Consider the following 24,110-nt stretch of genomic DNA (forward strand, 5'->3'; position numbering starts at 1 on the left):
CTAAAGAGGATCTGTGACTTCTCTAACGAAGTTGCAGATCTGGGCAGCAGACTCCGTTTTTAGTCATTGCTATTCCACTATGCTGCTCAGTCAGATGTTTTATTGGATGCTCAAATTTGTGTATGGGTTAGCAGGAGTAGCGATCGCCCTTCTCTTAATCACATCTCCAGCGTTAGCCAACAGTGCCACATCACCAGGGTTTTATCCTCAAAACCTGCTTCAGAATGCATTGGAATGGATTGAGAGCCTGGGTATATTGGGTGGCATCACATTCATTGCCCTTTACATCGTGGCGACTGTTGCCTTCCTTCCCGGTTCTATCCTAACCTTAGGCGCAGGGGTCGTATTTGGTGTAGTTCTGGGAGCCGTTTATGTATTTATTGGGGCAACTTTAGGGGCGATCGCCGCATTCTTAATCGGACGTTATTGGGCGCGAGGCTGGGTTAGTCAAAAGATTGCTGGCAATCAGAAGTTTGCCGCAATTGACAAAGCTGTCGCCGCAGAAGGCTTAAAGATAGTTTTGCTCACTCGGCTTTCCCCGATTTTCCCATTCAACTTATTGAATTACGCCTTTGGGCTTACCGGCGTTTCACTCAAAGATTATGTGTTGGGGGCGATCGGCATGATTCCCGGCACCATTCTGTATGTTTACATTGGTTCCCTGGCAGGTAACCTTGCCCAAATTGGTACTGAAAACCAACCCACTAACTTGAGTGTTCAATGGGCAATTCGGATCATTGGGTTTCTCGCAACTGTTGCAGTCACCGTTTACACCACCCACCTCGCCCGCAAAGCGCTAGCAGAAAACTTACAATAGCCTCGGTTCGAGTAGTCTGCACTTAGGGGGATGCTGCACTTTCCGTCTGCCTCTTTGGAAAGATGACAGCCCTACGAAAACTCACGGATACTGTCATCTTTAATCAGAGTATTTTACCTGGGGCACTACTTTGAATTTTGTGGCAGTTATCCAACGATGAGAGCTTTATCGCTTGCCTCTACTCGCTTTGTCCAACTTGCTAACATCGTCACCGCTAGGGTTGCCGAGCTTTTGTGTGCCCCCGTTTTTGTGATCGATGATCAGGGCACCATTCTCACCAGTAGCGATCCTTACCTGGTGGGACTTGCTTTTGATTGGAATCAATGGAAAACGGTTAGTCAGCATCTCCGCATTCCTCTCCATTACGATACGCAAGTGGGAGAGGTGGTGGTTGGAGAATCGTTGAATCGAGAACCGATTTCTCCTCGGTTAGCTCAAGCTCTAGTGGAATTGGTGATCAATCAGGCTGCCATCCTCGATCAGTTACCCAATCAACAGAAGTTTAAGAATCAGCTGATTTATGATTTGCTGCATGGTCGGGTTCAAGACGAAGTTGCCTTGCGTCAGGCTAAGGACCTGGGAATGGATTTGTCGCCTCCCCGCGCAGTCATTCTGGTGGACGCAACTGATTATGTTTCTAAGTTGGGAGTGAGAGAAACGGTCAGCGAGGCAGACAAACGGCGACGCACACAGTTAGTCATCGGCAGCATTGTGAGTTTCTTTCATTTGCCCAATGATACGATTTGCGCTGACTTAGGAGGAGGCGAAGTTGCTGTCCTGAAAGCAAGCAACACCAAAAACTTGGGCAGTTGGGCGAGTCATGATGATTCTGATCCTTCAACTAACTCTTCCTGGGCAAATTTAACGGCGTTGAGGCGGGCGGCAGATGCGCTGCTAGCGCGGCTGCGAAGCGATACAGGCGGAGCGTCGATCAACCTGGGAATTGGTCGCTACCACCCGGGAATTCGAGGGTTAGCACAGTCTTATCAGGATGCTCAGGCGGCTCTGTCTCTGGGAAGCCGCTTGCAGGGACAAAACCAAGTTCATTGTTTAGGGCGATTGGGCGTTGCTGCCTTTGTCGGTGTTGCAGACGAAGCAACCAAAATCGATCTGGCTAAATATTTGCTCAGTCCGCTCGACCATGAGCCAGATTTGCTAACTACACTGGATGCCTTCTTTGCCGAAGACTGTTGCCCATCCTCAACTGCAAAACGGCTTTCAATTCACCGAAATACGCTCAGCTATCGTTTGGGTAAGATTGCTTCGCTCACTGGGTTAGATCCTCATCGATTTGATGACGCGGTGCAGATGCGGCTCTGTTTGCTGTTGCGATCGCTGCGATCGCAGTCGATCAAGATATAGCAAAAGTTCTCAAGTTTACATCGGGAGTCGGAGGCGATCGCCCCCAGTTCTCTCGTAAAATACACGTGCATCGGGCTTTGCTTTTTGCAGATGACATCAGTTGCTCATTGAGCTGGAATAGCTCATTAGGCTGGAATAACTGACCTGGGAATCTGAACGCATCCCGTTTACATAGTTTGCGAAGGACGCATAGAGGGAATTGAACTGAATGGTGCAGACAACACAAAACGCAGTACATAACTCAGTCCTCCAAGAAGACCCGCTGTGGTTTAAGGATGCTGTCATCTATGAGGTGCCCGTCCGTGCCTTCGCCGATAGCAACGCCGATGGCATTGGCGACTTCCGGGGGCTAACCGAAAAGCTCGACTACCTGCAAGACCTGGGAGTTACTGCGGTCTGGGTGCTGCCCTTCTTTCCTTCACCCCTGCGAGATGATGGCTATGACATTTCCAGTTACACCAGCGTCAACTCCATCTATGGCAACCTGGACGACTTCAAAGAATTTCTCGCTGCGGCTCATCAGCGAGACATCCGCGTCATCATTGAGCTAATCGTCAACCACACGTCCGACCAGCATCCCTGGTTTCAGCGGGCCCGAAGGGCTCCCAAAGGCAGCGTCGAACGCGATTTTTACGTCTGGAGCGACACCCCCGAAAAATACCAGGAAGCCCGAATCATCTTCCAGGACTTTGAAACCTCCAATTGGGCCTGGGACCCTCTTGCCAAAGCCTATTACTGGCACCGCTTCTATTCTCACCAGCCAGACTTAAACTACGACAACCCCGCAGTTCGGCAGGCAGTATTTGAAGTTCTCGATTTTTGGCTTGAAATGGGCGTAGATGGCTTGCGAATGGATGCTGTGCCCTACCTCTATGAGCGAGAGGGCACCAATTGTGAGAACTTGCCAGAAACTCACAACTTCCTCAAGCAATTGCGACAGCAGGTTGACGCCAAGTTTCCTAACCGAATGCTGTTGGCTGAAGCAAACCAGTGGCCCGAAGATGCTGCCGCCTACTACGGAGAAGGCGACGAGTGCCACATGAACTTCCACTTTCCGCTGATGCCTCGCCTGTTCATGTCGCTGCGGATGGAAGATAGCTTCCCAATTTTTGACATTCTTCAGCAGACTCCTTCGATTCCCGACAACTGCCAGTGGGCGCTGTTTTTACGCAACCACGACGAGCTAACGCTGGAAATGGTGACAGATGAAGACCGCGACTATATGTATCGGGTCTACGCCCAAGACCAGGAAATGCGGGTGAACCTGGGGATTCGTCGCCGTTTGGCTCCGCTATTGGGTAACAATCGTCGTCGGATTGAGCTGCTGAACAGTCTCCTGCTAGCCCTGCCTGGAACTCCGGTGCTGTACTACGGTGACGAAATTGGCATGGGCGATAACGTGTATGTGGGCGATCGCAACGGCGTTCGTACCCCAATGCAGTGGAGCTCTGACCGTAATGCAGGCTTTAGCCGCGCCAATCCCCATCGCCTCTATCTGCCCGTAATCGTCGAGTCAGAATATCACTACGAAGCAGTTAACGTCGAGGCGCAACAGGCAAATCCTAACTCCCTCTGGTATTGGATGAAGCGTCTGATTGCCACTCGCAAACGGTTTAAGGCAATGGGGCGTGGCACCTTTGAGCTACTGCATCCCGAAAACCGGAAGGTGTTGGCCTTCACCCGCACCTATGAGGATGAGCATATTCTCGTTGTCGCTAACCTGTCTCGCTTTGTCCAGACGGTAGAGCTAGACCTGTCTGCGTTTAAGGGCATGGTGCCGGTTGAGATCTTTGGGCGCACCGAGTTTCCGGCGATCGCCGAAGCTCCTTACTTCCTCAGCATCGGACCCCATGCTTTCTACTGGTTCACCTTAAAATTGCAGCCTAGTGATACTCAGCTTGCTAAACCACAAAGCCAACTGCCTGTTTTGGTGTCCGATGCACCTTGGCAAAACGTGTTTGCCCAGCGAGAACTGAGAGGTGCTTTGGAGTCTGTCCTACCAGACTACTTAAATCATTGTCGCTGGTACATCGGCAACGGTCGGGCAATACAGGCTGCTCGCATCACCGAAATCGTGCCGGTGCCCTACAAAAATACCGAAGCTCAGATTGTCTGGTTAGAGGTGGAATACATTCAGGGAGAGCCTCAAACGTACATTTTGCTGCTTGCTTATGCAGAGGGCAAAGAGGCACAACACCTGCTAACAGACTTGTCCTACACCGTTGTAGCAAAGCTTGAGCTCAAGGGGCAGGATGAAACTAAGGTTCTGTATGATGCGATCGCCGATAAAGACTTTTTGGCTTCTTTACTGAATGCGATCGTCCACAACCATTCCTATCAGGGCAAACTGGGCGAACTCAGTGCCAGCGTTACGGATCTGTTCCCTCAGCTTATGGAGGGTGCGACCCAGTTTGAGCCAACCTTGCTGCGTTCGGCTACTCGCAACACCTCAATTATTTATGGGGATCATCTGATCCTGAAGCTCTTCCGCAAAATTGAAGTTGGCAGCAACCCTGACCTGGAAGTGCGACGCTTCCTTAGCGACAAGAAACAGATTCAGCACTTCACCCGAATTGCGGGCGTACTAGAATATCGTCGTCCTCAGACAGACACCATGACCGTCGGCATCTTGCAGGAATACATCCTGGATGCCCGCAACACCTGGGACTACACCCTCGATAGTTTGCGCGACTACTTTGAACACATCATGGTGCAGCACTCCGGTATGACCGAGGTCCCTGTACCGTCTGGTTCATTGCTAGAGTTGCAGTCCAGCTTTGCCTTGGTAGAAAACTTTGAGGATTCAGAGACTGGCAAACACCGGGATGGAAACTCTTCTACCGCCTTTTCGATGGCTTCCCGCTCCTATCCATCTTCTCCGGAAACTTCTCACAACCTCGATCCCTCAACTCAGCTTCTCGCCTCTCAGGTGATTGGCTCTTACCTTGCCAACGCCAAGCTACTGGGACAATGTACGGCTGAGCTTCACATTGCGCTGGCTTCTGATGCAGAAAATCCTGACTTTGCTCCCGAGCCGTTTTCGTCCTTTTATCAGCGCTCAATCTACCAATATGCACGAAACCTGTCTGGACAAACGTTGCTATTGCTGAAGCAACGGCTCAAATTCTTGCCACCCAAAACTCAGGAGCTATCACGAACTGTCCTCAACCGTCAGGATCATCTGATGAGCCGATTTCAGCTTGTGCTGAATCAAAAAATTACCGCCATGCGGACTCGTACCCACGGAGATTACCATTTGGGGCAGGTGCTTTATACGGGCAAAGATTTTGTCATCATTGACTTCGAGGGAGAACCTAGTCGCAACCTGAGCGAACGGCGGATGAAGCGATCGCCCCTACGAGACGTAGCCGAAATGCTGCAATCCTTTGGCTATGCGGCTAATGTAGCTCTACGAAACGAAGTCGAGAACGGCATGATTCGCCCTGAAATGTTGCCTGTGATGGAGCAGTGGGTGCAGTTTTGGGAACGTTGGGTCAGCGCTGCATTCCTCCATGCCTACCTGAATACGGCTAACAGTTCTAACTTCCTACCCAAATCTCTACAAGAGCTACAGGTTTTGCTTGACAGCTACCTGCTCGAAAAAATGCTGTACAGTCTCAGTTGTGAACTCAACAGCCGTCCCGATTGGGTGGAGAATCCGCTACGACGAATTTTGACGGAAGTGGGGGAGTAGGTTTTAAAAACTCTAGAGAGTAATTTTTTGCGCGCTAAGCCCACAAAAAATTACTTTCCAAGAATTAGGTCCACACATGGAAGGGCACCCCGCGAAGCCGGGTGCCCTTCCATGTGTAGCTCCTTTTTAGAGAAACGTTATGATTTCCTACACACACCTCGCTAAATCTGAAGTGTCGATGCTGGCACCAGTCAGTTGATGTAGGCGTTCCAGAAATTCAACTGCGTTTCCTCTAGCGGCACCAAAGCCGTGTAGCTGGACTGAGGGTGCGGCAAAGGCATGGGCAGGAAACCAGGCTTGCAAATCCCAGGCGTAATATTCCAGGGTATCCAAACACAAGCGGGCACTGCCCAGGCTGAGGTTTTCACAGGAGCCATGTGAGAAGATGTGAACCTGGGTTAAATCCTGGTGCTGCTGTAAAGCTTCAGTAATTTGCTGTACTCCGTCTCGCTGAGGGTCGAGCAGGAGAATTTCTGCCTGTGGCAACGTTTTTGAAGCTAAAGCTTGTTGGTCTTGAGCAGTTGGATCGATTACGACCAGCGCATTCGGTTTTTCGGATGAGCGATCGCGTTGAGATTTACGGGAACCTTTACCAGCGTTTTTATGGTCCATAGGTGTGTGATAAAAGAATTGTTATTAGCTGTAACCGTTGTGGTAATGTCCACAAGTCCTTAGTAAGGCTTGAACCAAATACATCCTTGGATAGATGCAGGGTTGGGGAAGGAGTTGGATATACTACAGCCCTCACATCTATCGTTCCCAAATTAGCTGGCTAAGGTTACGGTTGTCGGTCGGCAAAAGGTCTGATAAAGGTCTGATAATGTCAAGCAGAATCTAGGTAAAAGTGCGGTAACAGACCTAAGCGCCTGTTGATCTAGATTTCATTGATACAGAACAAAATCTGCAAATGTTGGTAAAACCCTGATTTTGGGTGGTGCGGAAAACGTTGTCCCACTTCAGAATTAAGAGGAGTTTCTAGTTTTTGTACTGTAATTATTTTTTTCTACCCAGATAGCCTTAATAAGCATTCTGTAATTTTTGTAACAGCTTGAATCCAAGCAGATCTTGCTTTCAAACTGCTTCTCTGACAATCTATTAAGTTAAATTCTTTCTTACTTCCCACTTCTTATTCTTTTAATTAAGTTCAACGTTGCCCCTAAGCCTTGAAGTTGATGACAGTTGACGAAGCGTTAGATCGGGTTGAGCGGCTTTTAGAGCAAGGACGCTTAACAAAAGTTCAAGAGCTGGTGTTTCGGCAGTCCTGGGCAGGACAGTCATATAGGGAAATAGCCAAATCGTCGGATTACGATTTTGGCTACATCAAGGACACAGGCTCTCGACTATGGCAGTTGCTGTCCGATGCGCTGGGGCAGAAGGTAACCAAACATAACTTTCAAAGTGCCCTGAAGCGATCGCAGCGGCAGGAGGAAGTCCCTGAAGTCAGAGGGAGCGGTCAACTCTTTCCCAACCTGGTTGCGTTAGAACCGAATCTGCCTGTTTCACCCAAGACCGATTGGGGAGAAGCGCTCAACATTGCGGTGTTTTATGGTCGAGAAGCAGAACTGCAGCGGCTAGAAAACTGGATTGTCGGGGATAAGGCGGTAGAGGGGCAGCAGCGCTCTAGCCTCGTTGCCATCTTGGGTTTAGGCGGTGTGGGTAAGACTGCTCTGTCGGTGAAACTGGCGCAACAGCTAGTAACGAGTGAAAGGGATGCATTTGAGTATGTGATTTGGCGATCGCTCCGTAATGCACCTCCCCTACGCGAACTGCTGCAAACGCTGATTCAGTTCTTTTCTGACCATCAAGAAATCAATTTGGCGGATACAGTTGAGGGACAGCTTTCACAACTGCTTCCCTATCTTCAGCAGCACCGTTGTCTCATCGTGCTAGACAATTTTGACACGGTTTTGCGCGGGGAAACTGATAGCGATCTGCGTCAGCGTTCAAGCCGCTACCGGGTCAACTATGAGGACTACGGAGAATTTTTACAGCGAGTGGGTGAAGTTGCCCACCAGAGCTGTTTGGTAATCACTAGTCGCGAAAAGCCCCCTGAAATTGCCTACCTGGAAGGGGACATTTTGCCTGTGCGAGTGCTGCAGTTAGGTGGGCTAGACGAGGCAGCAGGACAAAAAATCCTTCAAGCAAAAGGGCTAATCGGGTCGCAGAATGAAACCAGCCGATTGGTGGAGTGTTATCGCGGCAACCCACTTGCGCTAAAAATTGCTGCTACCTCAATTAAGGATTCGCTATCTGGCAACATTGCTGAATTTCTGACTCAGGGCAACATCATTTTTGATGGGATTCGCGATCTGTTGTCTCACCAAATCAATAGGCTGTCTGCTTTGGAGCTTCAGGTTATGTACTGGTTAGCTATAAACCGGGAACCGGTCACCCTGGCAGAACTTCAGTCCGACATCGTGCCTCAAATTCCGCAGGCAAGGCTGGCGGCAGTGCTAGAGCTGTTGCAGCAGCGATCGCTGATTGAAAGTTCACCCATTTCTCAAGGAAAAGGATTGGCTAGCTTTACCCAGCAGCCCGTGGTGATGGAATACATGACCGATGAGCTAATTGAGCAGATGAGTTGGGCGATCGCTAGAACTGAAATCGCTCTGCTCAACCGCTATGCCTTGATCAAAGCGCGGTCTAAAGATTATGTCCGCCATAGCCAGACTCGAATGATTTTGCAGCCGCTGATCGATCGCCTGATCTCTCACTACAGCAGCAAGCAAGACGTGATAGACCAGTTAAACCAGATGGTGCTAGCGCTGCGGCAGTCTGGAGCTTCTGTGGGATACCTAGGTGGTAATGTACTCAACCTGATGAGCCAGCTTCAGGTGGACTTCACGGAAGCAGATTTTTCTCACCTCAGCATTTGGCAGGCGTATTTACCTGCAACAAACTTGAGTCAGGTCAACTTTGCTGGATCAGATCTCTCCAAATCTGTGTTTGCGGAAACCTTTGGAGGTGTGATTTCTGTTGCCTTTAGCCCAGATGGGCAGCAGCTTGCCACCAGTGATACTAGCGGCGAAATTCATATCTGGCAGATTGCTACGGGCAATCAGCTACTCATTTGTAGCGGTCACGCTCATTGGACATGGGCACTCGCTTTCAGCCCCAATGGTGAGTTTTTGGCGAGTGCCAGCGATGATTATCTGGTAAAGCTTTGGGAGGTTGAAACCGGGGAATGCTTGAAGACCTTTCGGGGACATATGTATTCGGTGAATGCGATCGCCTTTAGCCCTGACGGACAGCAAATTGCGACCTCCAGCCAGGATGCGACCATCCGCATTTGGGACGTGAATGCTCCCGTTAATCGCCTTCAGGTTGACACCGACAAAAGCCTGCTAGGAATTGTGGATGAGTGTACTCACATCCTCACCGACCATGAAAGCCGAGTCTGGTCAATCGCCTTCAGTCCTGACGGCAAAACCCTAGTCAGCGGTTCTGAAGATAAAACCATCAAACTGTGGAATGCCAACACGGGAGAATGTCAGCAAACCCTTTTAGGACATACCAACTGGATTAAATCCGTCGTCTTTAGCCCCGATGGGCGATCGCTAGCTAGCGGCAGTTTTGACCAAACGGTGAAGCTCTGGGATACAGAGACAGGTAACTGTCTCAACACACTGCAAGCTCACTCTAGTACAGTCACTTCAGTTTCCTTTAGCCCGGATGGACAGAAGTTAGCCAGCAGCAGCTATGACCAGACGATCAAACTATGGAATCTGAAAACGGGGCAGTGCATCAGAACGCTTCAGGGACACAGCAATCGCGTTTGGTCGGTTGCCTTTAGCCCCGATGGACGGCTGCTTGCCAGTGGCGGCGATGATCATGCTGCGAAACTGTGGGATGTTGAAACGGGGCAGTGCACCAAAACCTGGAAAGGACACACCAACGCCATTCTATCTTTCAGCCTGAATGCAACGCAGTCTATTGTGGCGGCTGGACATGAAGATCAGACCGTCAAGCTATGGAATCTAAAGACGGGTCAGATTCACAAGATTTTGCAGGGACATACCAATCGGGTTTGGTCAGTTGCCTTTTCCCCTATCCCGATTAGCATTTATCCTGATGCAGAGCAGAACAAAAAAATTGTCTTAGCCAGTGGTAGTGCCGATCGCACAATCAAACTTTGGAACTGGCAAACTGGACAGTGTTTACAAACCTTGAAAGGACATACAAGCTGGGTGTGGGCGATCGCCTTTAGCCCTGACGGACAACTGCTAGCTAGCGGCAGCTACGACCAAACCGTGCGGCTCTGGGAAGTACAAACCGGCAAATGCATCAGCGTCATGCAGGGACACGTTGCCCCTGTCACATCTGTAAACATTAGTCCCAATTTGCGCTGGTTGGTGAGTTCCGGGTTCGATCGCACCATTCGAGTCTGGGATATTGAAACGGGGCAATGCATTCATATTTTGCGAGAACATACCAACACAGTTTGGGCAGGAGACTTTAGCCCCGACGGACAGAAGTTTGCGAGCTGTAGCTATGACCTGACCATCAAGATTTGGGACACTTCTACCTGGGACTGTATTTCCACACTTCAGGAGCATACAGCACCCGTTATTTCTGTTGTGTTCAGTGGTGCAGACAAATTGGCTAGCGGTAGCTTTGACCAAACCATTAAACTTTGGGATCTTCCTACTAAAACCTGTACTCAAACCTTGCGCGGGCACACTAGCTTAGTTTCTGCACTGGGGTTTGCCTCTAGTCAATCTCTTTTCGAAACAATTCCAGAAGATGAGAGTGACGAATCTACAGACTTCATCCTGCTCAGCGGCAGCTTTGACGAACGGATCAAACTTTGGAATGTTGAAACAGCCGAGTGTTTACAAACTTTAAGAGCCGCTCGACCCTATGAAGGAATGGTCATTACAGATGTAGTGGGGCTGACAGAAGCTCAAAAAGCAACCCTAAAAGCACTTGGAGCCGTGGAATAGCTGTAGTCATTCTCGTCATGTTATGCAGAAGCCCTCGCTGTGCGGGGGCTTCTGCATAACGACGACTTTAATCAGGGCACGCGGGCTACGGCATTTGGCAAAGCTGCTGCATCTTGAGCTGCTGGAGATTTTTACGAGCAGTGAGGCTGTATTGGTAGTGACGTTCTTCCAGCCAAGCTCGCACTTCTTGTTCAGAAACCTGATCAAGGGATTGCCCTGTTGTGGGATTGTAGGCATTCCAGACGATTTCCCCTGCTGTGTTGCGAGTTTGCCAAACTTGTGGCTCAGAGGATACTTTGAGGTGCGCTAGCATGGTTTGCCAAAGGCTACTCAGTTTTGCCCCAAACTTGGGTTGTTTCCCGTTGGGTGACTGACGAGAGACTAGTTCTACTTCCTGATATTCTTGCCAGGTCATAGATGGTTTCGTGGACGGTTTCATGCCGTTCCCTCCTTACATCGCTTTCAATACTCCTAATCTACAAAACTGTTACAAAAGCTACAAAAAGCGGCTTTCATCATTTGCATGAGAAGTTTTAATGCAATATTTTGCGGAAAGCTTATTCAAGGAATTGTATGGGCGCAACGAGAAAGCCCAGAAAATCATTGGCTGTTGCTTAACCTATTCATAGGGCAGTGCAGTGCGATCGCCCCTTTCCCCCTCACAGTCGTTCTTTTAAAGTCTGTAACTCAGCTTCAACTGATGCCGGGTTAAATCCTAACTTGAATGCCAATGAGCTATCCATAGAAAGGTCGGCGGGTCTGGGTGCAGCCATTTTCACATCTGCTTGACGGCAAGCGCTAACTTTTGCCATCGAAAGCTCCAAAACCTTTACCATCAAACAGCCGAATTCGTAGCGCGACATCCGTTCTTTACCGCCGAGGTGAATGTACCCGTGAACCTTTTCTAGAGCTAGCAGAAGTCCGTGTGCAGCGGCTGTACCGCTGATTGGGGTACGAAATTCATCAATAAATAGATTTAACTCTTCTCCTGATCTGAGCTTTTCAATAAATGGTTGGATAAAGCTCTGAGCAAAGGGAACCGCTCCAAACATCAGCGGCATCCGACAAACTGCAACTTTGGGATAGCGCTCTAACATGCCCACTTCGGCCGCCACTTTTTGCTCACCATAATGATTCACGGGGCATACCAGATCAGCCTCCCGGTAAGGTGCGTTTCGCCCGTCAAATACCATGTCGCTAGAGGTAAACACACAAGGAATTTCTGCATCAGCGCTGAGTCCAGCCAGATTACAAGAAGCACTCACATTAATTGCATGAGAGATTTCAGGATGAGTTTGACAAAAATTAGGGCTAGACGCAGCCGCAGTATGAATCACTGCATCAGGTTGAAGCTGTTGAAAAAGCTGTTGGAGTGCCTGAAAGTCCGTTAGATCAACGGGTAGCAAAGTCCCACCTGGAATCTCAACAGGATGCTGATGATAGGTGCCATAGACCTGCCAATTAGCTTGAGCAAGCTGGCAGAGATGCCAGCCTAAGAAGCCACTTGCGCCAGTGATCAGAAGCTTTTTCATCTGCTGAGCCGATTGTAACGGGACAGGGGATTAGAGGAAATGATGCACTCCCTTATGCCCAACACATTTTAACCAACGCATTGTGTAAGTCAAATGAGGAGTTAATTTTTTGAGGTACGTTGCGCCAAAAAAATTAACTCCTCCATCACAAACCTAGCTCAAGGTGTGATCACCATCTGCAAGTTGGCAGGTGGTGCAAGGGTTAATCCCCGACGGACAGGGCGGACTCGGTGCTGGCGCAATGGAGTCAAATGAAAGCGAGAGGCGATCGCCGCTAACACCAGTTTCATCTCAAACTGTGCAAACGCCATGCCAATACAGCGGCGGTTGCTGCCGCCGAAGGGCAAGTATTCAAAGGGGGAAAACTGTCGCTCTAGAAACCGCTCCGGCTTGAACTGCTTGGGTTCTGGATAAACGTCAGGGCGCTGATGCAATAGGTAAATGCAGGGAACCAGCCAAACTCCTGGCTCAAATTCGTATTCTTCCCAAGTTAGTGGAGCTTTGACGATGCGCGGGAAGGCAAACATGGCGATTGGATAGAGCCGCAGGGTTTCCTGGCAAATTGCATTTAGGTAGGGGAGTTGGGCGATCGCCATTGGGTTACGCTCATTCCCCAAAGCGTCTAACTCTTGCAGCAGTTTATCTAGCACATCCGGTCGAGTAAACACCCAGTACAGTGCCCAACTGAGTGCTGATGCGGTTGTCTCATGTCCTGCAACCAACAGCGTGATCAACTCATCGTGTAACTCTTCGTCACTCATCGGTTGACCTTCTTGATCTCGTGCTGCCAGCAGCAGGGAGAGAATGTCTGTGCGCGATGAGTCAGGCTGGCTGCGCTGCTCTCGAATTTCGGCGTAGAGCAATTCTGCTACCTGCTGTTTAAGCCGGAGAAATTTGCCCCAGGGACTCCGCGCACCCCAGTCTTTTCGCAACACTGGGAAAAACAGCAGACTGGCGCTTAAGGGTGAACTGATAGATTCCAGCAACTCAGTCAAAAGCTGTTTGAGCTGTTCAAATCGCTCTCCTTCTGCCAGTCCAAATACCGCTCGCAGAATCACCTGTAGCGTGATGGACTGCATCGACATTCGAACGGTAAAAGGCTGATTAGGTTTCCATTGGTCAATGACTTGTTCTGTAATTTCCCAGATCAATTCCCCATAAGCCCGCATTCTTTCTCCATGAAAGGGAGGGGTGAGCAGTTGTCGCTGCCGCTGGTGGCGATCGCCATCTAGCAAAATAAGGGACTGATCTCCCAACAAAAACTTCAGCAGCAGGTTGCCGCTGCCAGAGTCAAACAGCCCCGGATTGGAAAATATCTTTTGAATGTACTGAGGATTGCTGCACACTACCATTGGCACATCACTAGGCGCACGCAGGCAAAACATGTCGCCGTACCTTTGGGCGTAAGCCTCTAGGGTTTCTGAAGGATAGAAAATGGAGCGAATCAATCGGATGGATTGAGGTGTTTGCGGACCAGCCGGTAGTTTCATGACACGTTGCGGAATCAGCACGTTTTCAACTTAACGCAACTTGTGCTGGCTTTGACTAAGGAAGGTTGCAAACAGGATAAAGCCTGCACCCAAAAATCCTCTAACCCCTAATGCTTCTCCCAATAACCAAAAGGAAAAAATGGCAGCAAACACAGGCTCAAAGGTGTAAAGTAAAGCCGCTTCATGGGCTGAAATCCAACGCTGAGCTAATGTCTGAGTCCAAATTGGAGTAGCTGTCACGACCAGTCCAAGGTAGAGCAAGACATAAAAGTGATTTGCAATTTCGCCTACCTGTGTGGTCAACTGCGGCAGCGCCCATGCACCACTCAACAGTGCCATGACCGAAAGCTGGACAGCGACTAGAGGTTGGGTTGGATGACGTGGTGTAATCCACTCAAGCAGCAGAATGTAAATGGCAATTCCAATGGCACAACCAAAAGTGAGAAAATCGCCTCGGTTTAAGCCGCCACCCTCCCAAGACAAAATGCCGATGCCTGCGATCGCCACTCCAGCCGCCACCAAAATCCGACCGGGCAAGCGTTGTCCCAGCAGAGAAGCAAGGATTGGCACAAAAATTACGTTTAAACTCACAACAAAGGCAGAACGATTGGCAGAAATAGTTTCTAGCCCAATCAGGGCAAAGGTACATTCAGCAAAATAGACGAACCCTAACAACACACCGTCTCGAATCAAACTCATATTCAGCCGACGCAACCAGGGGAGAAAAGCGATCGCTGCTACCCCAAACCGAACAGCGAGAATTGCCGAAGGAGAGATGCTACCCATCATCTGTTTGAGCAACGGAAAGGATGTTCCCCAAACCAATGTAGTCATCAAAAGTAGAAGAATGCCCTTGTTGTGAAGCGTTTTAGCTGCTGTCATGATGTCGGACTGATAAAGAGTTCCAGTCTGTTTTTATCTGGATGCCTTACTCTATTTCCTTCTGCTAACCGCAGCAAACCACAAATCGAATCTCATCTATCAGTGAATTTGATGGATAAAGATTTTCCCAAACGCTTATCTTTGCGACAATTTAGCCAATGGGTAGGTTAGTTCTATGGGACATGACCGTCAAAATCAGCTCAAGCTGTTTCAACTACAAGTTTTGATTGCGATCGCTGACTGTGGCAGCTTTAGTGAAGCTGCCTTACAGCTACAGATATCGCAGTCGGCAGTCAGCTATGCGATCGCCAGTTTAGAAGAAGATTTGGGTGTAGTCCTGCTATCTCGCGGTCGCTATGGAGCACAACTCACTCCTGTCGGCGAACAAATCGTAGACCGTGCCCGCCAGGTTAAATATTTGTTAGATGACATCTTTAAGCAGGCAAATTTAGCGCGAGGGCTGAGCGGTGGGCATGTACGAATTTCTTCCTTTCGCAGTGCTGCAACCCACATTTTGCCCAATGTGATTGCTGAGTTTTGTCGGTTGTATCCGGCGATCGCCATCAGCATTGCCGACTATGATGACCGTCCTGATGTTGAAGAAGACTTACGCAAAGGACGAGCAGATATTGGCATCACTTACTTTCCTCAGAGTCATGAGTTTAAAGCATGGGAACTCATGAGAGATGAAATTGTTGCCCTGTTTCCTCCCAGCTTTAAGCTAAAAGGAACTCACCTCACCTGGGAAGAATTAACCGCTTACCCCTTAATCATGGCTCCTGATGGAGATAGCTGTGATGCAATGATGTATGCCCATTGTGAGAAGCATGGAGTAAATTTACGCCCGACCTATCAAATCCGATCAGATGCCACCATTATGAATATGGTGGCGAAAGGATTAGGGATTGCCCTCAGTCCAAAGTTAGCGACTGAACCTGTACCAGCAGGAGTGCAAGTTTATGAGTTACCTGTTCCAACCCATCGAATTATTTGTGTATCTGTTCTAGTGGATGCTTTGTTAACTCCCGCTGCCTACGCCTTCCTCGATCTGCTGAAACAGCTTTATTATCCAGTGGGTCACGGATAAGCCTCTTGTTGAGAAATGGATGGAAGCTTAGCTCCCATCCATTTCTTGCTCTAACTTAAATGTCAATCTTCATCTAATCAGGTTTTACCCATTCTTAGGCAACAATAGAAAACTGGTTAGCAGTGAGTGTAGGTGAACCCGTCAAAGCAGCAATTTTGATAGCTGCCTGCGAACCGATGCCGTCAACGTCAAAATAAAGCGCTTCGCTGTGGTAGAGGAAGTTAGCACTACTACCAATGGCGCTGCTGCCCTGAACAAAAACTCCTGTGGATGAAGCTGTTCCAGCGCTCAAATCAACACCACTTGCTAAGCCGCCTCCAAACCCAGAGGCAGAAATCTGGAAAAGGTCATCACTACTAAAGTCTGCGATCGTATCGCCACCGTGATTGTGAGACTTGTAGCCAAACGTATCTGCACCACTCCCACCCATCAACAAGTCATCTCCCGCTCCACCTGTCAACAAGTCATCCCCTGCTCCACCCGTAATTTTGTTTGCGCTAGTATTGCCAATCAAAACGTCGTCATAGGAAGAACCAGTCAGATCTTGTACCCCAACGAGAGAACTGCGCTTGACTAATCCCTGATACCAGGCATCGCCTAGTTTGTCATAGCCACTGGCAGTAGGGTGCAAACCATCGGAATTTATATCACTCAAGCTCAAACTACCGCCTGCATTAACAAAGCTGACTTTCTTACCTGCGGCTGCCTTGTTTGAGATCAAGCTTGGTAGCTGTGCGTTAAAGTCCTTTGCTCGCTGGGCACGAGTGGTGCCTTTAATTGAGCTATTGATAGGGGCGATCGAAGAAACAACGATTTGAGTATTGGGCGATTGGCTCGAAATCTTATCGATCAGCGTACTGATGTCAGACAACATCACACTCGCTATGTCTGTGCTAGCGTCATTGGTTCCAGCCATCAACAGCAACACATCCGGCTGATAGGTGTTGAGCAAGCCGTTATCTACCAATCCTGTAAGCTGATTGATTGTCCAGCCTGGGCGACCCTCGTGGTTTTTGTCTCCCAAACTGCTAGGTCCATTCGACTGTGAGCCAACAAAATCAATGCTTAAGCCATCATTGGTGAAATCCTCCCAAAGCTCAATTCGATAAGCTCCAGGTACTGCACCAACCGTGTGCTGTCCAGATGTAATGGAGTCGCCCAACGGCATGATTTTAGGATTGGTTGCTGTACCAAAAACGGGAGCCAATCCAAGTTCTTTAGACAGATCAGCGATTACACCATTGCCAGCTTGACTATAATCCCCTGCTGTTGGGCTGGGAGTCGGGGTCGGGCTTGGAGAAGCTACTGGGACAAACTCAATGTAGTCTACTCGTGAAGCTTCCCCACCAGCTAGGTTGCCTTGAATCTGAACGGAGGTCCCTTGGTTTAACGTGATTCCATTAGCAACGGTACGACGAACAAAAGTCTGGCTGCTGGCACGGCTATTGCCTAGTTCCTGATTGAGACTCCAACTATCCACTTGGCTTCCGCCAATGGAAACCGAAAGCTGCGAGACGCCATCATTTTCGTCGTAATATCCAATGATTACGTTATAGGTGCCTGAAATACCCGAGAATGAAGTCGTAGCGGTGCCTGTGGTGCTATCAACTCGGATGAATTTACTACCAGAAGCAAAGCTCCCCGATTCAACACTGTACCCTGAGCGAGTCATGTTTTCTGCTTCGATTCGCAAGGTAGAGGCAGGGGCAGGTGTTGGGCTGGGAGTGGGAGAAGGTGCAGGTGCAGGTGCGGGAGCAGGAGCAGGTGCCGGGGCGGGGGTAGGAGTGGAAGAAATGACCGGAACAAACTCAATATAATCAATTCTAGTGCGCTCTCGTTGCTCAACGTCAGGCGTTCCCTGAATCGAAAAGGAAGTACCTTGGCTGAGGGTAAGGCCCGTGGCAACAGTGCGTCTTACGAAGGTCTTGCTGCTAGCACGAGTATCTCCCAGATTTTTATCGAGGTTCCAGCTATCAACTTGGTTGCCGGCCACATTTACCGTTAGTTGACCGACACCATCGCTCTCATCGTAGTAACCGATTACCACATCGTAAGTGCCGGCAGTGCCAGAGAAAATACCACTAGCAGTTCCGATGCTGTCAGTTAGCGCAATTAACCCACTTCCAGAGGCAAAACTACCTGACTCAAGGCTGTATCCCAACAAAGATAACTGCTCTGCTTCAATTCGAGTCGAAGCCATGATAATTTCTCCTAACTGTACCTACACAAACACGATGCCTAAACTGCGGACGTTACTCTGCGTAATTCCCTCACGGCATAAGCTAACGAATTTGTAAGCCGACATACCATTTGTTAACCCGCGATTTTACTTACTCTTCATTGGTTATTTGCTTATGAAAAGCATTTGTAAAGTTGGTTACAGTTTCCCGGGAACATACGCAAACTTGAGCGCGAAGACAATGCCTCGCACTCAAGTTGCTCAAGTTGCTTATTCTTATTAGCGACAACCTGAATTGATGGGCATTAGGAAGGGCAAAAGCTCCCTAATACTTCACTGAGTATCTAGCTCACGCTTTTCAGCTTTCGCAGAGCTACAAGAGTACCAGCGATAACGACAGATCCTACAACAGAGGACGGTTCTGGTGTGGATGCAGGTGGAGGAGCAACTGCCAAGGTCTTTGTCCAGGTATAACGACCTGTGTAAGACTCACTGCCATCGTTGGTAGAAACTCCTGTTGAAGTTGCATTAAACCCGTAGGCGTAGTAAGTGCTATCACCGATCGTTACCTTGGCAATTTCACTGGCTTGAATTGAACCTGGAGTCTGTCTGGCAAATCCTGATAAGATAGAGTCCCAAGTTGAGTTTCCAGTACTGTACTGTCTTGCTAAGATTCTAGGTTTCAAGTCCAAGTGTCCAATCAGGTCTAGCTTTAGCTCCCCTGTAACACTGTCTAAAGTGAGTGAACCTACGTTGGGATCACCAGAACTGGGTAGACCCGATGCGATGATGGAAGACCGTGCCGCTGATTGGAAAGCAGGGTTAAGGGTTGACCAGAGGCTACTCATTTGGCTATTTGAGGCAATGAAATCATTCAACCATTGATTGCCGAATACTGCCCAGTCAGCCGTTGTAACGCTTTGCACGGTTACGTTGTGGTTGCCAAGGGTGCTGCTAAAACCAACATTAGAAGTAGGATTTTCAGTAGAATGCCACAACTCTACATTGGAAGTAGAGTCACTGTCTTGTAAAGCTGTTATAGCTGCACTGACATTATTGACCGAGAAAGTACCGTTCGATCCACCCGTATAGGTTTTGTAGTTGGACGTATTAAAGGTAATGTTTTGTGGGGTGAATACGGCTGCGTGAACTGGGCTGGCGATCGCCCCTACACTCAGGCACGCAACAGTTCCGAATAAAACTCGTGAGAGAGCCTTAACCATGCTGAATGTCTCCAAATTTATCCAAGTTGTGTTAACGGATTTCAGCCGAGATACAGAATTATGGGGCGAATAACGTACTGTCTCACGACTACAATGATGGGCAGAATGAGGGCGCTTTAGCAGTCAGCCAAAAAATAAACACCGCAGTACATTCAACGGAACAAATTTTGCTGCTGCCTGTTATTTAGTTTAGAAAAGTCAATGACTAGAATGAATAAACTTAAACGCGATTTGGACAAGAATTCAATGAAAAATAGTGGCAATTTTTGTGTGGAAAACTACTTTAGTTAGTTGAAAATACGGGAAACTTTATCCCTTACTTCCGTTAGCGCAAAACCTGCTTGAAGCTAACTAAGCTGGAGGAACCGTAGTTTTCCTAATCTTTATAAAGCAATAGAGCAGTTCCAAGTAATCATAAATAGGACAGTTCCAAATAATCGGAAATTAAACAATCCTCAAGAAGCCATGCCTACTTCACCTGATAGGCAGCTAAACGAGCAGCTTCTTCAACTGTGTTTTGGTAAATATGCTCGTAAATTTCAAATAACTCACGATACGTAGATGCATATTGAGTATTCGGCTGGTGGCGGTAGGTAATGCGAATGAGAGGTTGAACTTGCTCAAGATTTTTTATTGCCCCGACAGCATACATTGCTAGCACCGCGGCCCCAAAGCTACTACCCTCATACACTTCTGGAACAAGCACCTCTGCTTGAAACAAATCAGCCATCATTTGTCGCCAAATTTTTGACCGAGCAAAGCCACCCGATGCTCGAATGACTTGAGCTGAACCTGTCAAGCTCTGCAACACTAGGTAGATACTGTACGCACTGAAGAGTACACCTTCTAAAACTGCTCGAATTAAGTGCGATCGCTGATGGTGTAATCCCAATCCAAAAAATGAGCCTCTCGCTTGGGCATTCCAATAAGGCGATCGCTCACCCGACAAAAATGGCAAAAAGATCAACCCTTCTGCCCCAGCAGAGACGGTAGCCGCCGCCTCGATCATAAGTTCATAGGGATCACGTCCCAACTGTTTCGCCTGAGCCACTTCCGCTTGGCAAAACTGATCTCGCAGCCATCGCAACACAATTCCCCCATTGTTTGACGGGCCACCAATCACCCAATGGTTTTGGGTAAGTGCGTAGCAGAAGGTACGTTCTTTTGGATCAATCAGCGGTTTGTGAGCAACAGTCCGCACGGCAGCACTTGTACCAATGGTGATTGCCATCTGATCTGGTGTAATTGCCCCAACCCCCAGATTTGCTAGCGCTCCATCATTTGCGCCAACTACTACAGGCGTATTGATTGCCAAACCCATTGCTTCTGCATAACGAGGTTTCAGACCTCGCAGTATATGGGTAGTTGGTACAAGTTGGCTTAATTGAGTTCGCTTTAGCCCTGCGATCGCCAGTGCTGCCTCATCCCAATCCAACTTTTCAGGGTTAAATAAGCCTGTGGCAGAGGCAATAGAATAATCCACTACATATTTGTCAAAGAGTTGATGAAGAACGTACTCTTTAAGGGATACGAATTTTGCAGCTTTGCTAAATGTCTCTGGATCTTGTTCCTGCATCCACAGCAACTTTGTCACTAAAGAAGTGGGATGTGTAGGTGCACCCGTGCGCTGGTAGAGTTCGTGTCCTTTACCACTTTCCTTTAAGCGCTTCACTTGGGGCTCACTACGGTTGTCCGCCCAGATGATGCTATGAGTCAGGGGGTAACCTTTAGGGTCTACTGCAATCAGGCTATGGGTTGCAGCACCAAAGCCAACCGCAGCCACTTCTGATGCTGAAATTTGGGCTTGGTTAATCGCATCGCGAACCGCAGTAATGACAGCCGCGAAGATATCTTCTGGTTCTTGCTCTGCCCAAGATGGATGAGGCGTAAGCAAAGGATAGCCTTGATTACCAATTCCCTTACTTGCGCCTGAAGCAGAAAACACAATTGCTTTAGTACTTGTTGTGCCTATATCGACACCAATAAAGTGAGGTGAATTCATGAATTCATCAGGGAGTGAGGGGGCAAAGGAGTGAGGAGGTAAGGGAGGGAATGAGTAGACTTCTACTGACTTCCCGCCCTTAATCCCCAGTCCTTGGGGTGTGCTTTAAAACTACCTTAAAGGTTGATTCTCCGGGTGCTAAGCGTATACAGAATTTGCTGAAGAAAATTTCGCTAAGAATCACAACTGGAATTTCGGCGATCGCCCCTAAAAAACTACCCATCCTAAGGCAACTCCAATTAGTGATGCAATGGCTACTGACCTCTAAGTTGTTGGGATGTAGCTGTGGGCGATCGCCAATTCTGCTGCTCAAGGTAGTGGAGAGAGCGAGGCTTAGTCAGGTTAAAGAGTATGTCGATAAGCTGATGCTCAATTAATAAAACAGTAGTTATTTACCTCCTAATTCATATGGATAGCCCGAAGTCCAGCTTTAAGTTGCCCTTTTGAAGGGGTAGCCTGCAAGTAATTACAAGGGAACGCAAAACTAGATAGAGCGATCGCCAACCTAGATGTGGGGTAATAACTAATTCATCAACACAAGATCAAGCGTTTCGTCGCTGAATTTGCTGAAAATCTCGGTTACTAAGAACAAATTTTAAGCAGTTAGTTTCATAGCATAGGATTGCTTTGAGATCAGTGAGTAAGCTAGATTAATAATGTTTAAAGGAAGCGAACGCCAACCCAATCAGGAAAGGCAAAATCATTGTAAAAATGTCTGACACTTTGCAAATCTTCTTGGGGATTGAGTTTTTTAAATACGAGGAAAACCTGTGACTCAAGCTTTACTGACAAGAAAGGAAGCTCTGAGTCCTCCTTTGAAATGGGCGGGTGGAAAACGATGGCTAGTGCCGACTCTAAGGGAAGTTTGGCGATCGCATTCAAGCTTCAGATTAGTAGAACCCTTTGTAGGAGGAATGGCTGTTGCACTAGGTTTGCAGCCTAGATCAGCCCTTCTCAACGATTTAAACTCGCACCTGATCAACTTTTATCAATGGCTACAAAAAGGACTACTAATTGACATTCCCTTAAGAAACGATTCTGACTACTACTACCTTTGTCGGCAGAGATTCAATGAACTGACTCGCAACAACCAGGCAGAAGGTTTAGAAGCAGCTAAGCTGTTTTATTTCATGAATCGTACTGGCTACAACGGATTGTGTCGGTTTAATAACAGCAATCAGTTCAACGTTCCTTTTGGTCGGTACAAAACTATTCACTATGTTGAAAATTTTCTACCCTACACTCATGCTCTAAAAGACTTTGAGTTTGTTTCTATGGATTTCACCGAGTTGCTGACTCATTCCAATGATTTTATTTATGCAGATCCGCCCTACGATGTGGAATTTACCAAATACAGCGCAAATGACTTCAAGTGGCAAGACCAGATTCGCCTAGTAGAATGGCTCAACCGTCACAATGGACCGGTTGTTGCCTCGAACCAAGCAACCGATCGCATCATTGAGTTATACAGCGATTTTGGCTTTTCCATTAAGCTGCTAGATGCCCCTCGACGCATTGCTTGCAATGGCGATCGCAAACCTGCCAAGGAAATTCTCGCTTACAAAAACCTATCGACCGTTCTTAGCCACCCTGCTAAGTTTTTGTATTAAAATACACCGTGTATATGCTTAGAGATACAATGTATCATTTTGTCGAAGTCCGTATTAAGCCCATAGCCTAATGCTCTGCCGATAAATACGCTGTTAATAGAGTGTTGATCTTCAACTTGCTATAAGTAACGCGATGCATAAAGAACCTGGATGGGGCTGCTAGCAAGTTTGCAGTTGCACTTACGATTTCATCGCATAGGGCAAAGATGGGGCAAAAATGAGTACTGACCTTGACTTGGAACAGACAGTGGCGATCGCCAAAACACCTGCGCAACCCGCTTTTATGAATGCAAAAAGGGGACAGGGTGCTACTACCTATGACTTCAAAGTGCAAATCAGTTCCGGCTCATTAACTGGCAAAACCTTTGAGGGTTTTTTTAGTTACAACGCCTCTACCCTATCTGGAGAAGGATTTGAGACTGTTGGACTTGCTCAGGGGCTAAAAGTTTGCTTCAACTTTCTCAACCACAAATACAGCGAAGCAGATGATGTTCAGTTTCCTGATTCACCCGTTTTGCAGTTCAAAGATGGAGAATTATCTGGGCTGAAATATGCCCCATTTGACTTTATCTTTCACCTCAGTAGTCAGTCTGATGAGAGCCAAAGTGCTTTTACCTATGATGTGGCTGCGGGCGAGGGTGAAGGTCAAGCCAGTTACGCTCAGCGGGAATCTGCTACATCTACACAAAACACCCCTAACTATACAGGTCTTGCTTTCTCTGGGCTAAGTTGGCTGTTACGGAAAAAAGCTGTCTCTCCTCAGAAAGCCTAAAAACCTTAATCTGTACAGCGTTACATCCCTAGAAATAAAAAATGCCCCACCTAGCAGGCAGGGCATTTTTTATTCCTTTCCCACTAAAAGATCAGGAATGTATCCCTGATCTTTTATACGGAATCCGGTTATGGAGTAGCACTATAAGATAGGAGGATGGGACGCACAATTACACTGGCAAAACACCTCAGTCGTGAGGAATTAAAAACTCGCTATCAAAACAGCAGTGACCGGGTTGAGTCGCGACGCTGGCACTTGCTATGGCTTGTCTCACAACAGTGGTATCTGCTTGATGCAGCCGAGAGCGTGGGGATGAGCTATTCCTACGCTCGTAAGGTTGTTCATGCTTACAACAGAGAAGGAAGTGAGGCGATCAGGAATGGACGGCAAGGGCGACAGATGATCAGGACTTACGCAGCGGCACTAGGGATAGGGGGTGGTTAAGTTGAGCTATGCTCGCTACAGTTCCAGTATGAGTGCATCAAACAGCGATTGCGATGACATTTACTAAGCTGGA

General features: G+C 48.2%; 17 protein-coding genes. 9 read left to right on the top strand and 8 right to left on the bottom strand.

The features are described 5' to 3' along the window. Window positions 1-13 precede the first annotated feature (13 nt). The 3 genes from H6F93_RS06440 (at window position 14) to treS (ending at window position 5,873) form a co-directional block, all read left to right on the top strand. The gene (locus tag H6F93_RS06440; RefSeq protein ID WP_524537906.1) at window positions 14-817 is read left to right on the top strand and encodes a TVP38/TMEM64 family protein; all 804 of its coding nucleotides are present in this window, start codon (window positions 14-16) and stop codon (window positions 815-817) included. Between the two features lie 156 nt (window positions 818-973). After that, a complete protein-coding gene (locus H6F93_RS06445; protein WP_190679755.1) occupies window positions 974-2,179 on the top strand; it encodes a PucR family transcriptional regulator in 1,206 nt (401 codons plus the stop codon). A 208-nt stretch (window positions 2,180-2,387) separates the two neighbouring features. Beyond that, entirely contained in the window at window positions 2,388-5,873 is a 3,486-nt protein-coding gene (gene treS / locus H6F93_RS06450) for a maltose alpha-D-glucosyltransferase (RefSeq protein ID WP_190679756.1), read from the top strand. 147 nt (window positions 5,874-6,020) lie between these two features. Here treS and H6F93_RS06455 read toward each other — a convergent pair whose 3' ends face one another. Next, entirely contained in the window at window positions 6,021-6,485 is a 465-nt protein-coding gene (locus H6F93_RS06455; RefSeq protein ID WP_190679757.1) for a DUF4347 domain-containing protein, read from the bottom strand. A gap of 560 nt (window positions 6,486-7,045) precedes the next feature. On the opposite strand from H6F93_RS06455, the gene H6F93_RS06460 reads away from it, so the two are divergent. Beyond that, window positions 7,046-10,816, top strand: a complete 3,771-nt coding sequence (locus tag H6F93_RS06460; RefSeq protein WP_190679758.1) for a WD40 domain-containing protein — start codon at window positions 7,046-7,048, stop codon at window positions 10,814-10,816. An 85-nt stretch (window positions 10,817-10,901) separates the two neighbouring features. Here the strand turns inward: H6F93_RS06460 and H6F93_RS06465 are convergent, their stop codons facing one another. The 4 genes from H6F93_RS06465 to H6F93_RS06480 all read right to left on the bottom strand — a co-directional run bounded on the left by H6F93_RS06465 (window position 10,902) and on the right by H6F93_RS06480 (window position 14,720). Continuing rightward, window positions 10,902-11,255 carry a hypothetical protein gene (locus tag H6F93_RS06465; RefSeq protein WP_190679759.1) on the bottom strand — a complete coding sequence of 118 codons (354 nt, stop codon included), beginning with the start codon at window positions 11,253-11,255 and terminating at the stop codon, window positions 10,902-10,904. 220 nt (window positions 11,256-11,475) lie between these two features. After that, the gene (locus H6F93_RS06470) at window positions 11,476-12,348 is read right to left on the bottom strand and encodes an SDR family oxidoreductase (protein WP_190641981.1); all 873 of its coding nucleotides are present in this window, start codon (window positions 12,346-12,348) and stop codon (window positions 11,476-11,478) included. 158 nt (window positions 12,349-12,506) lie between these two features. After that, window positions 12,507-13,838 carry a cytochrome P450 gene (locus H6F93_RS06475; RefSeq protein ID WP_190679760.1) on the bottom strand — a complete coding sequence of 444 codons (1,332 nt, stop codon included), beginning with the start codon at window positions 13,836-13,838 and terminating at the stop codon, window positions 12,507-12,509. Window positions 13,839-13,868: 30 nt separating this feature from the next. Further along, window positions 13,869-14,720 (bottom strand): DMT family transporter, encoded by an 852-nt coding sequence (locus H6F93_RS06480; protein WP_190679761.1) that lies wholly within the window; start codon window positions 14,718-14,720, stop codon window positions 13,869-13,871. Between the two features lie 175 nt (window positions 14,721-14,895). Between H6F93_RS06480 and H6F93_RS06485 the strand changes: the two genes are divergently transcribed. Next, complete coding sequence (locus H6F93_RS06485; RefSeq protein ID WP_190679762.1) at window positions 14,896-15,807, top strand: LysR family transcriptional regulator; 912 nt, start codon at window positions 14,896-14,898, stop codon at window positions 15,805-15,807. Window positions 15,808-15,901: 94 nt separating this feature from the next. On the opposite strand, the gene H6F93_RS06490 is transcribed toward H6F93_RS06485, so the two are convergent. The 3 genes from H6F93_RS06490 to H6F93_RS06500 form a co-directional block, all read right to left on the bottom strand. Next, on the bottom strand, window positions 15,902-18,007 hold the full coding sequence (locus H6F93_RS06490) for a GDSL-type esterase/lipase family protein (protein ID WP_190679763.1): 2,106 nt from the start codon (window positions 18,005-18,007) through the stop codon (window positions 15,902-15,904). A gap of 323 nt (window positions 18,008-18,330) precedes the next feature. After that, a complete protein-coding gene (locus H6F93_RS06495; protein WP_190679764.1) occupies window positions 18,331-19,209 on the bottom strand; it encodes an NF038130 family PEP-CTERM protein in 879 nt (292 codons plus the stop codon). A gap of 469 nt (window positions 19,210-19,678) precedes the next feature. Continuing rightward, window positions 19,679-21,211 carry a gluconokinase gene (locus H6F93_RS06500; protein ID WP_190679765.1) on the bottom strand — a complete coding sequence of 511 codons (1,533 nt, stop codon included), beginning with the start codon at window positions 21,209-21,211 and terminating at the stop codon, window positions 19,679-19,681. A gap of 155 nt (window positions 21,212-21,366) precedes the next feature. On the opposite strand from H6F93_RS06500, the gene H6F93_RS06505 reads away from it, so the two are divergent. The 4 genes from H6F93_RS06505 to H6F93_RS06520 all read left to right on the top strand — a co-directional run bounded on the left by H6F93_RS06505 (window position 21,367) and on the right by H6F93_RS06520 (window position 24,037). Then, the gene (locus H6F93_RS06505) at window positions 21,367-21,588 is read left to right on the top strand and encodes a hypothetical protein (RefSeq protein WP_190679766.1); all 222 of its coding nucleotides are present in this window, start codon (window positions 21,367-21,369) and stop codon (window positions 21,586-21,588) included. A gap of 393 nt (window positions 21,589-21,981) precedes the next feature. Further along, window positions 21,982-22,821, top strand: a complete 840-nt coding sequence (locus tag H6F93_RS06510) for a DNA adenine methylase (RefSeq protein ID WP_347277253.1) — start codon at window positions 21,982-21,984, stop codon at window positions 22,819-22,821. A 217-nt stretch (window positions 22,822-23,038) separates the two neighbouring features. Next, window positions 23,039-23,593 carry a hypothetical protein gene (locus H6F93_RS06515; protein WP_190679767.1) on the top strand — a complete coding sequence of 185 codons (555 nt, stop codon included), beginning with the start codon at window positions 23,039-23,041 and terminating at the stop codon, window positions 23,591-23,593. Window positions 23,594-23,749: 156 nt separating this feature from the next. Beyond that, on the top strand, window positions 23,750-24,037 hold the full coding sequence (locus H6F93_RS06520; RefSeq protein WP_190679768.1) for a helix-turn-helix domain-containing protein: 288 nt from the start codon (window positions 23,750-23,752) through the stop codon (window positions 24,035-24,037). Window positions 24,038-24,110 lie beyond the last annotated feature (73 nt).

Origin of the sequence: Leptolyngbya sp. FACHB-671, from assembly GCF_014695745.1 — a bacterium.
Lineage (GTDB): Bacteria > Cyanobacteriota > Cyanobacteriia > Elainellales > Elainellaceae > JAAUTN01.

Excerpts from the sequence above, each read along its gene's own strand:
- H6F93_RS06445 (WP_190679755.1), top strand. The coding sequence starts at position 974 with ATGAGAGCTTTATCGCTTGCCTCTACTCGCTTTGTCCAACTTGCTAAC.
- treS (WP_190679756.1), top strand. The coding sequence starts at position 2,388 with ATGGTGCAGACAACACAAAACGCAGTACATAACTCAGTCCTCCAAGAA.
- H6F93_RS06455 (WP_190679757.1), bottom strand. The coding sequence starts at position 6,485 with ATGGACCATAAAAACGCTGGTAAAGGTTCCCGTAAATCTCAACGCGAT.
- H6F93_RS06460 (WP_190679758.1), top strand. The coding sequence starts at position 7,046 with ATGACAGTTGACGAAGCGTTAGATCGGGTTGAGCGGCTTTTAGAGCAA.
- H6F93_RS06465 (WP_190679759.1), bottom strand. The coding sequence starts at position 11,255 with ATGAAACCGTCCACGAAACCATCTATGACCTGGCAAGAATATCAGGAA.
- H6F93_RS06470 (WP_190641981.1), bottom strand. The coding sequence starts at position 12,348 with ATGAAAAAGCTTCTGATCACTGGCGCAAGTGGCTTCTTAGGCTGGCAT.
- H6F93_RS06475 (WP_190679760.1), bottom strand. The coding sequence starts at position 13,838 with ATGAAACTACCGGCTGGTCCGCAAACACCTCAATCCATCCGATTGATT.
- H6F93_RS06480 (WP_190679761.1), bottom strand. The coding sequence starts at position 14,720 with ATGACAGCAGCTAAAACGCTTCACAACAAGGGCATTCTTCTACTTTTG.
- H6F93_RS06485 (WP_190679762.1), top strand. The coding sequence starts at position 14,896 with ATGGGACATGACCGTCAAAATCAGCTCAAGCTGTTTCAACTACAAGTT.
- H6F93_RS06490 (WP_190679763.1), bottom strand. The coding sequence starts at position 18,007 with ATGGCTTCGACTCGAATTGAAGCAGAGCAGTTATCTTTGTTGGGATAC.
- H6F93_RS06495 (WP_190679764.1), bottom strand. The coding sequence starts at position 19,209 with ATGGTTAAGGCTCTCTCACGAGTTTTATTCGGAACTGTTGCGTGCCTG.
- H6F93_RS06500 (WP_190679765.1), bottom strand. The coding sequence starts at position 21,211 with ATGAATTCACCTCACTTTATTGGTGTCGATATAGGCACAACAAGTACT.
- H6F93_RS06515 (WP_190679767.1), top strand. The coding sequence starts at position 23,039 with ATGAGTACTGACCTTGACTTGGAACAGACAGTGGCGATCGCCAAAACA.
- H6F93_RS06520 (WP_190679768.1), top strand. The coding sequence starts at position 23,750 with ATGGGACGCACAATTACACTGGCAAAACACCTCAGTCGTGAGGAATTA.